The 10,137-nt window shown below is 36.5% G+C and carries 9 protein-coding genes; all 9 read right to left on the bottom strand.

The genetic code is table 11. The features are described from left to right. Positions 1-105 precede the first annotated feature (105 nt). Positions 106-1,968, bottom strand: coding sequence for a hypothetical protein (locus QVP90_RS08650; protein WP_021936185.1), 1,863 nt, complete (start codon positions 1,966-1,968; stop codon positions 106-108). Continuing rightward, entirely contained in the window at positions 1,968-3,035 is a 1,068-nt protein-coding gene (locus tag QVP90_RS08645; RefSeq protein ID WP_021936184.1) for an NAD/NADP-dependent octopine/nopaline dehydrogenase family protein, read from the bottom strand. Before QVP90_RS08645 ends, QVP90_RS08650 begins: the two co-directional genes overlap by 1 nt. Positions 3,036-3,044: 9 nt before the next feature. Beyond that, on the bottom strand, positions 3,045-4,271 hold the full coding sequence (locus QVP90_RS08640; RefSeq protein ID WP_021936183.1) for an ATP-grasp domain-containing protein: 1,227 nt from the start codon (positions 4,269-4,271) through the stop codon (positions 3,045-3,047). Between the two features lie 9 nt (positions 4,272-4,280). Then, complete coding sequence (locus QVP90_RS08635) at positions 4,281-4,892, bottom strand: sugar transferase (protein WP_021936182.1); 612 nt, start codon at positions 4,890-4,892, stop codon at positions 4,281-4,283. Further along, positions 4,885-6,108 carry a glycosyltransferase family 4 protein gene (locus tag QVP90_RS08630; RefSeq protein ID WP_021936181.1) on the bottom strand — a complete coding sequence of 408 codons (1,224 nt, stop codon included), beginning with the start codon at positions 6,106-6,108 and terminating at the stop codon, positions 4,885-4,887. Before QVP90_RS08630 ends, QVP90_RS08635 begins: the two co-directional genes overlap by 8 nt. Positions 6,109-6,162: 54 nt before the next feature. Next, entirely contained in the window at positions 6,163-7,347 is a 1,185-nt protein-coding gene (gene wecB, locus QVP90_RS08625) for a non-hydrolyzing UDP-N-acetylglucosamine 2-epimerase (RefSeq protein WP_021936180.1), read from the bottom strand. Positions 7,348-7,360: 13 nt separating this feature from the next. Beyond that, on the bottom strand, positions 7,361-8,506 hold the full coding sequence (locus tag QVP90_RS08620; protein WP_005932688.1) for a capsular polysaccharide biosynthesis protein CapF: 1,146 nt from the start codon (positions 8,504-8,506) through the stop codon (positions 7,361-7,363). A 108-nt stretch (positions 8,507-8,614) separates the two neighbouring features. Beyond that, the gene (locus QVP90_RS08615) at positions 8,615-9,670 is read right to left on the bottom strand and encodes a polysaccharide biosynthesis protein (protein ID WP_005932691.1); all 1,056 of its coding nucleotides are present in this window, start codon (positions 9,668-9,670) and stop codon (positions 8,615-8,617) included. 13 nt (positions 9,671-9,683) lie between these two features. Further along, the coding region (locus tag QVP90_RS08610) for a glycosyltransferase (RefSeq protein ID WP_288204135.1) at positions 9,684-10,137 on the bottom strand (454 nt) is incomplete at its 5' end.

Genomic DNA, 10,137 nt, shown 5'->3' with positions numbered 1-10,137 from the left:
CGCTCATATGAGCGAGACAAAGATAAATTCGTTTATCCATGATAAATATGTGATTATATAATTTTCAAAAAATAAAATATTAACAAGAAGCTATTAAAATTCCTTTCATTCTTGATTACTTATTATTTTCCGATACCGATCAACAGTATTAATTATATTACCTCTTTCATCCACTACCTTAATTCCTCCATTCTTTATCGCGGTAATGTAGTTGGTTGCATTCCCATATTGTCTTTTATAGTCCATTAAATATGGAACAGGAAAAAAACCTTCTGCAAAGACTTTGTACAATCCTTCAGCAGTGTATAAATCAGGAATATATTTTTCCAACAATCTTATCGATTCTTTTGCTTCATAATACATCTCGTCCACTCGATCTTGTACTTTTTTATCATATTTCATATTAGGTATTTTCCCTAATGATCTAGCCAACCTATATTCCTTTAATGCAGACAAAGTTATCTGAATACTCTCCTTGATTACAGGAGGGGTCGCCAATCTTACAGCTTCAGAATAACTTACAACATGAATAATTTCCGGGCTATTGACATTTTCCGGTTCCAAATCATCCATTAAAGCAGTAACCGCAGCCAATTGGACTTTCGCTTTGTCGATATCAGGTGAAAAATAATCCAATCCAGCTCTTGCTTGTAAACTGACATGAAAAGAATCATCTTCTAGTTCTCTAACCAATTTTAACATTGTTCGTCCTTTTGCCAAATCCTGAATTCCCCATGTGTATTTCGGAGTATTTAACATGTTTTGCAATATAAGGAATTTTATTCCTAATTTCTTAGCTGTTTTAGCAGCCAAAAAGCCCGAGATAATATAAGTTATATCATCCGCCCCTCTAAATGCAAAGTGGTGTGGAACATTAGGTTCCATGGGTTTTCCAGTAGTTGAAATATATTTTATTGTTTCAAGATGTTCACGTAAATTTTCAAGTAATGTATTTTTCCCCCTACCATCAAGTTCACAGAACCACCATAAAGATAATGCATGCCAAGAAATATTTAATGCACGTTCATGTATATGCGCCAATTTAAGTATATCTTTCGTACCAGAATAAGTACGTACCAACATGGGAGAGGCCAGATCTTTTATCATTTTATATTCCAATTCTGAATTGATGGGCACACCACCACCGTTCGGGAGCCCGTCCCAATCTTCACCAAAATGAGACTGAGTTAGTTGAGAACTTCCAATTGATAACACATCTAATAGTCTTGACTCTGCCAAATCTTTAATCCAGGCTTTAAACTCTTTTAACGCCTCTAATCTATCTGGATTATAAGGCCCAACATGAGCTCTAATAATAGGTAAACTTTTCTTAGATTTAGCATAATTCAACCTCTCAATATAAGAATCATTCTCTTTTCCACAATTATTGTAATTATAATGGTCTTGATGAGTTATAGCTTTATAACGTTCAGAAGCAATTAGATCACTTGCAAAACTCCACCTCATATTATCATACTCATCGTCTTGTAATAGTGTATTAGGTAATCTATCATCAGGAATTCCTAACTTGAAAAGCGATTCCAAAGGAGACTCATCTCCTGGAAATACCAATATTGAATTATTCGTCTTTCCTTTTACCAACTGACAAGTATCAGGTAAACCAGCAAAAAACAGTTGTTTTAATTGCCCACCATCTTTTACAAACATTTTATCATTTAACAAAAGATTATAGAGCGACATAAAATAATCCACACCTTCTTGAGGATCTAGCCTATAGCTAAAACCAAGTTGAGTTATTCTTTTTTCAACGAGCCATTTTTTTACTAATCCATAGTTATTTAATTTATGGATTTTTATAACAGCTTCATTTACTTCATCAGGAGCTATATATGACTTATATTTACAATCCTTTAATAAGTTGGATATCGTAGAGATTCCTAAAGTATGAACATCTATCAAAGGTTTCACGAAACCGAATATTTCATCTCCTAATAATAACTCTTTCATTATTGTATATAATTTAAAATTTCCTTTTTTGACATATTTTTTAAACCTAAGTGTTCCAAAGTCCTTCCTTCTTTTCTAAAATCCACATTCAGCAATTGAGAACATATATTCAAAACAGATTCAAAAAGAGGCATTTTTATTCCGGCTATCTTTCCTAATTCCAACATGGGAAGTACTCCTGTTGGAATATCTTCCATAAGCTGACGTGTATAAATAGATGAGGGTGCAAGTATATCATAATAAGCTGGATTATTTTTCATTTTCTCACACAAGGTAGCGCCTTCCGTATCCTTATATGCAAATGATATCCATTCATTAACACTTAATAATTCCACACCATATGCTTTTCCAACCTTTATCCTCTCAGCATCAAATTTCTCTATAAAATTGGCTATATTAGGCGTCATATCCCTATAAAAATAAAACTCATTGCCCCGATCAATTGTTGCAGCATTAAAAAGAATTACACATGGATGGAATATGGCACCAATATTTTCAAAACTTGTCCGCAATACATTCACTGCAAAAGAAAAACAAGGATAAACGGTACAAATCTTGTTTAAAACAAAGTCAGTGTCAGAAGAAGGTAATGCAGATAGTAAAACATCATCTTTCACACCTATAATATTAACGACGCCGGGTTCTTTAATTCGACAAGCATATATAAGAGTCTGCGCTTCTGCTATATATATTTTTTTATTGCAATTTGCAGATATCAAACCTTGCTTAAACTCTAATGCCCCACATGTTCTTCCTGGATTCAGTATTACAATTTGATTATCACACAATAAAGGTGCTAAGCTCATCGCCAGCTCCTTATGAGCGTTTGCAACCGTAGTTACCATTATTACGTCAACTTCTTGTACCGCTTCCGACAATTCATTAGTAATACAGTTAATTTTACCAAAACCTTTTATTTTTCCACCTAACTGTATTCCGCCTTTACTTAATAAAGCTCTCACTTTATCCAAACTTCTATCAAATAAATTTACGGAATAGTTGTTTAGTCCCAAATAACCAGCTATAGCCTGTCCGCCATTTCCAGCTCCTATTACTGCAAATTTCATTTTATTGCTTCAATATAAATCATGTCTCATGATATCCCGCCCTCTATTGTCAAGAACCTGTAACTGAGAATTCGCATATTTCAGTTTTTCCGTTACTTCTTCTGCAGAATCCCCTACTACAAGAAAACCTGCTACACGATCACTACTCGTATCCGATTTTTCTATGACTGAATCAGGTATTTTATATACAAAATAATCATAAATACACTTATTATTGAGAAGTGTATCAAAATTTTTCAATCTAGAAAACACTCCTGGTTTACAATACACATAACTCATTATCGCATTATTGAATTGCCGTTTGGGAGTAACTTTGGGTTTTCCACCCATCACCATCTCAACATAAGTTTTCATAATATTGACACCAGACAGCACATCAATAAGCTTATATTTTGATCCTCCCCCCATCCTCGCACTGAATTCCAGCACACTATATTCATCTTCATTCACTATCATTTGTACTAATAATGGAGTGTCTTTCAGTTTAAATACATTGACTATCTGCTGAGCAATTTCCAAGACCTTATTTTTATCATATTTTACCGGAACAGGATAATAACTTTGTACAATAGTAAATGATTTTTCATTTTCTTTTATCTTTTTCGAAGCTGTTACAGATAATAATTTAGCATTTGTCCCCTCTACATAAATATCAACTGAAAGTTCTTCCCCTAATTTAAATTCTTCAATAATAACATGTTTTGAGATGGAATATTTGAAGGCCTCTTGCAATGAAGCATCTAGTTCATTACTATTAAATACTTTTTTAACTCCTTTAGAACCATTACTGTCAACAGGCTTAACAACCAAAGGATAAGCAAAAGCAGGCATCGTTTTTTTATCCCAATCTTCATTTATGCAAATATGTTTAGATGTAGGGATATCATTCTTTACCATTTTTTCTTTCATATATAGTTTATTGGTCAAATCCCTCACTTCATCCTCCGTTAGATAAGAAGGAAGCCCCAAGCAGGCGGAAACATACGCCATTGTCGATAAAGGTTGGTCACCACAAGCTGTAAGTATATAATCAATTCCCTCGGACCGAGCAACATTCAACACCGCTTTTTGGTCCATTGTACTTATAGGGAAGAACCGATCTGCATACTCCACAGCCCGAACACAGGTAGACTGATCAATTAAAATAATTTCTACGCTATTTTTCCAATAATGTCTCAATTCTTGAATAAGAGCTATCTGGTCATTTCCACCAGCCAATATCATAATTTTCTTCATTGTATATTTTTAATTAGTACCATCAAAGCCAATAGAACCTACTTTTTCGTCCGATGAATCAATATCTTTATGCACTAATACATTTTTTACTGTCTTAATTAGTATTTTCATATCTACCGCTAATGAAACATTATCTACATACCAAACGTCCAACTCAAACTTTTTAGTCCACGTTATTTTATTTCTACCATTTACCTGGGCCCAACCTGTTATACCCGGACGTACTTCATGCCTTCTTGCTTGAGTTTTACTATATAGCTCCAGATAACGAATCATTAAAGGGCGCGGCCCGATTAAAGACATATCTCCTTTGAGGACATTGAATAATTGAGGTAATTCATCAATGGAAGTTTTGCGAATAAACTTACCTATTGGAGTTATTCGTTTTTCGTTCGGTAATAAATTTCCGTGCTCATCGCACTCATCTGTCATAGATTTGAACTTAATAACATAAAATATCTTAGCATTTTTACCAGGTCTTGCCTGAGTAAAAAATACCCCTGCACCCTTATTTGCAAAATGAAGCCAAACAATAATAATCAATAAAATGGGCCAAATTAATAATAAAGTAAAAAAAGCGATACAAAAATCAATTACTCTTTTAAAGCAGTACTTATACATTAGCTAGACTTTTTTTAATATGTGATATGATTTTCTGATAAGTATATCCCACTTGATAATTATTCAACAAGAATCGATACCCGTTTTCTCCCATCTTTTTGATAGTTTCAGGCTCATTTATATACTTATTAATACAGTTATTAAAATCCCTAATATCTTTACTTTCACACCAATACCCATATCCATTTGTCTCTGCGATAGTACCAATATCCGTGTTTACATCAGTTGCAGCTATTATAGGCATTTTAAATTCCAAATAAGATAATAAACGAGATGGATAATTAGGAATCACAAAACGATTATCAAGAAAAATCAGGCCTACATCGCAAGATTGAACCAAAGAATCATACTCTTTTTTCGGTAAACGTGCAAGCAGAGTTATATTACATGGGCTATTATTACGATACCAATTCTCTATTTTCAGATATTCTGTGCCATTACCGACAATCAAAAAATGGCAGTCATTTCTTTCTTTGTTAGCATCCAGACACTTTATGAGAAAATCTACCCCCTGTGGTTTTCCTAAATTGCCACCATAGATGAATATAATTTTATCAACCGGAAGATTATATCTCTTACGAATTCTATCCTTATCAATATGCACAGGAACCTCGATCAATTCAATACTATTAGGAGCCTCTTCCACTTTTTCTCGTGCAATATATTTATTGTGCTTTAATACAAAAGCAACATTGGCAGGAGACATACAACCAATATAATCCGAGTTTTTATAAAGATTAATCTCTTTGTTTCTAAAGTATCTATATAAGAGACTTGTTTTTGAAAACATACCCAAATCCACAGCATTCTGTGGAAATATATCTTTCAACAAAAGATAAGAAATGGCTTCAGGATTTCTCTTTTTTAGATATCTTACTACATCTGTAAAAGTAATCGGTGGTGTAGAATAAAGAATTAAATCAAAAAAAATTCCATTCAAATATTTTTTTATAGCCTTTTTATACTGAGATTCCAACAAAATAATTCCTATCCCTTTTTCCACCCTATTCGTCTTTTGAATGTTAAAAGTTTGTACTCCCAATATATGAACACCATCTACTTCTGACAGAGAGGTAGCCAATCCAAATTGTCTTTCATACGGAGTCACAACATAAACATTATGGCCTTCATTACGAAATTTCCGCATCAAATCAGCATAGATGCCTCTCGATTTTATTCCCCTTATTCTACTGACTGTTAAGAATATAACATTCATATTTCTCTATTTCAGCATCAAATAACTAATCTCCATATCCATTCTCGATTCCGATCAATATTTTCTCCAAACCATTTTATTGACCACCCCCGTATAGCTCTGAATAAGTTTTACTACTTTCGTAGATACATTCTCATCCGTATAATCAGGAACCGCTAACCCATGATCACCATTGTTATTCATATCCACAGCAGTTTCCACAGCCTGAAGCAGCGACTGCCCGTCAATACCCGCCAAGACAAACACACCTTTGTCCAATGCCTCCGGGCGCTCTGTGGAAGTACGGATACAAACTGCCGGAAAAGAATGGCCTACAGAAGTAAAGAAAGAGCTTTCCTCAGGCAAAGTACCCGAATCTGATACAACCGCATAAGCATTCATCTGAAGACAGTTATAATCATGAAAACCCAGAGGTTCGTGTTGAATCACACGGCTATCTAATACGAAGCCACTCATTTCCAAACGTTTCCGACTACGTGGATGGCAGGAATAAAGAATAGGCATATCATATTTCTCTGCCAATTTATTTATAGCTGTAAACAAAGAAAGGAAATTCTTTTCTGTATCAATATTTTCTTCACGGTGAGCAGAGAGCAAAATATATTTACCTTTCTCAAGCCCCAAACGACTGTGAATATCCGAAGCCTCAATATCCTTCAAATTCTCATGAAGTACTTCAGCCATAGGAGAACCGGTCACATAAGTGCGTTCCTTAGCGATTCCGGACGCATTCAAATACCGTCGGGCGTGTTCCGAATAACACATATTCACGTCAGAAATGATATCCACGATACGCCGATTCGTCTCCTCTGGCAGACATTCGTCAAAACAACGATTACCGGCCTCCATATGGAAGATAGGAATATGAAGACGCTTGGCACCGATTACCGAAAGACAACTATTCGTATCTCCTAATACCAAAAGTGCATCCGGGCAAGTCTGAACCATCAACTTATAACTGCAATTGATTATATTGCCCACAGTCGCACCAAGGTCATCTCCTACAGCATCCATATAGACCTCCGGAGCTTGCAACTTCAAGTCGTGGAAAAAGACACCGTTCAGGTTATAATCGTAATTCTGCCCCGTATGGGCGAGGATACAATCGAAATACACACGGCATTTGTTGATCACCGCAGCAAGACGAATAATCTCAGGACGGGTACCTACAATAATCAGCAGTTTCAGTTTACCGTTCTCCTGAAACTTAATATCGGAATAATCTAATCGTATATTCATATCGGTCATTCTATTAAACTTCTTCAAAGAAAGTATCGGGACGGGCAGGATCGAAACATTCATTGCACCACATGAATGTCACAAGGTCTTCCGTATCCGAAAGGTTAATTATGTTATGGGTATAGCCGGGAATCATTTCCACAACTTCAATCTTGTCACCGTTCACCTCATAGTTCAGCACCTCATCCGTACCAATTTTACGAAGTTGGATCAGGCCGTGTCCGCTGACAACAACGAATTTTTCATTCTTCGTATGGTGCCAATGCTGACCTTTGGTAATTCCCGGTTTAGAGATATTCACAGAGAACTGCCCACGATCCGGAGTACGAATAATTTCCGTAAAACTCCCCCGAGAATCAACATTCATTTTAAGAGGATAGCTAAACTTATCCTTTGGGAAATATGACAAATAAGTGGAATAAAGCTTCTTAGTGAACGGATCACCCAGATCGGGGACTTGCAAATTACCGGACATTTCCCTAAAAGAATAAAGCAAGTCGACAATTTTCCCTAAAGTAACTGTGTGTACAATAGGGACAATGCAATAGTCTCTCTCACGATGCTCATTCCCACTCAAAGCGGCAATCAATTCATCCACCACATCATCCACATAAACCAAATGCAACATGACAGAAGGATCATTGACCTGAATCGGAAGATCATGGGCTATGTTGTTACAAAAAGTGGCAACGGCACTGTTATAATTTGGACGGCACCATTTACCAAACACATTCGGAAAACGGTAAACAAGAACACGTGCACCTGTCTCCCGTGCATAATCAAACAAAAGATTCTCACCCGCACGTTTGGATTCGCCATAAGGATTGTCCAAAGCGGCCTGAGTGGAAGAGGAGATCATTACAGGACAGGAATTATTATACTTTTTCAAGGTATCAAGTAGAGCGGAAGCAAAACCGAAATTGCCTTGCATGAATTCAGCTTGATCCTTGGGACGGTTAACACCTGCCAGATTAAAGACAAAATCCGCTCTTTTACAATAGACATCCAGTTCGCAAGGGTCGCTGTCTACATCGTACTCAAAAACCTGCATATCCGAAAATACGCCATAGTTCTTCGCCTTGCCCGATTGGATATTGTGTAATTGAGACACCAGATTACGACCGACAAAACCTTTGGCGCCGGTTACTAAAATATTCATAAAGTAATTAGTTTGAATGATATTCCGCCGTTCGTAAGTAAAACGCTCAGAAAAAATGAATCAAGAGATTAAAAAGAAAAGCGTCTGGACGGTCAGGAAAGGATTTGTTTATTCACTTTTTATTTCAGAAGATTTGGCTTTCTCTGTCAGACCCAGATCCTCACGGATAAAACGAAGTTTAAGTAACAACTGCTTCATTCCCTCCACATCAAGACGAGCAGTATTATGGGAATGATAATCTTCAATCCGAGCGACATCCTCATTGCCCTCTGTGAAGAACTTATCATAGTTTAAATCACGCGTGTCACAAGGAATACGGTAATACTCACCCATGTCAATGGCCTTTGCCATCTCTTCACGGGTTACTAAAGTCTCATACAGTTTCTCACCGTGGCGGGTACCGATAGTTCTGACTTCCGTATCAGCATTATACAATCCTTTCAAAGCTTGTGCCAAAACATCCAATGTCGCGGCGGGAGCTTTCTGAACGAATAAGTCACCATTATGACCGTGTTCAAAAGCGTACATGACCAAATCAACGGCATCGTCAAGTGTCATCATAAAACGGGTCATATTAGGATCGGTTATGGTAATGGGATTACCAGACTTTATCTGATCTACCCACAAGGGAATAACTGAGCCACGACTAGCCATTACGTTACCATAACGGGTACAACAGATAGTTGTCGATGCACCCTCTCCCAAAGCACGTCCCTTAGCAATAGCTACTTTTTCCATCATAGCTTTGGAGATTCCCATAGCATTAATCGGATAAGCAGCCTTGTCGGTAGAAAGGACAACCACATTCTTTACACCATGTGCTATAGCAGACTCCAATACATTGTCTGTACCAATCACGTTGGTCTGTACTGCCTGCAACGGAAAAAATTCACAAGAAGGAACTTGCTTCAAGGCAGCAGCAGCAAAAACATAGTCAACACCTCTCATGGCACCGTCCACAGACTGCCGATCGCGGACGTTACCAATATAGAACTTAACCTTGGGGTTTTGTAACTGATGACGCATGTCATCCTGCTTCTTCTCGTCACGACTAAAAATACGAATCTCTTTAATATCGGAACCTAAGAAACGTCTGAGTACGGCATTACCAAAAGAACCTGTACCACCTGTAATTAACAGGACTTTGTCTTTGAATATGGACATAATATTTATAATTTTATTTCTTATCCAGCAATTGATTGTATAAATCTACATATTCTTGATAACGATCATTCTTATTAAAAAGAGTAACAGCTCTACTTCTACATGCTTTGGTATAAAAGCATTTACCATTCTTCTTTATAGTATATATAGCTTTTTGCAAACCACTCAAATCTCCTTGAGCTACAATCAGACCTGTATCTTCAGAAACAGCTTCCACACTCCCACCCGTTCGATAAGTTATTACAGGAGTTCCACAAGCCAATGCCTCTATATTAGTAGTTGGAAAAGAGTCCGAATAAGTCGGATTTATGAAAACATCAGCCACAGAATATAATTCACTTAATTGCTGTACACTTTCCGTTCTTTCTATGCCAATAATGCCTACCGGAATATCTTTTAACTGCTCTTTATTAAGCCCAACAACAATGATTACACAATCATTGGTTAACAAAGCATGTAACTTTTTA

Origin of the sequence: Bacteroides sp. CAG:189 (genome assembly GCF_000432295.1) — a bacterium.
In the GTDB taxonomy this organism is placed as follows: domain Bacteria; phylum Bacteroidota; class Bacteroidia; order Bacteroidales; family Bacteroidaceae; genus Bacteroides; species Bacteroides salyersiae.
Note: the sequence above shows the minus strand (reverse complement) of the source record. Positions and strands in the feature narration are given on the sequence as shown.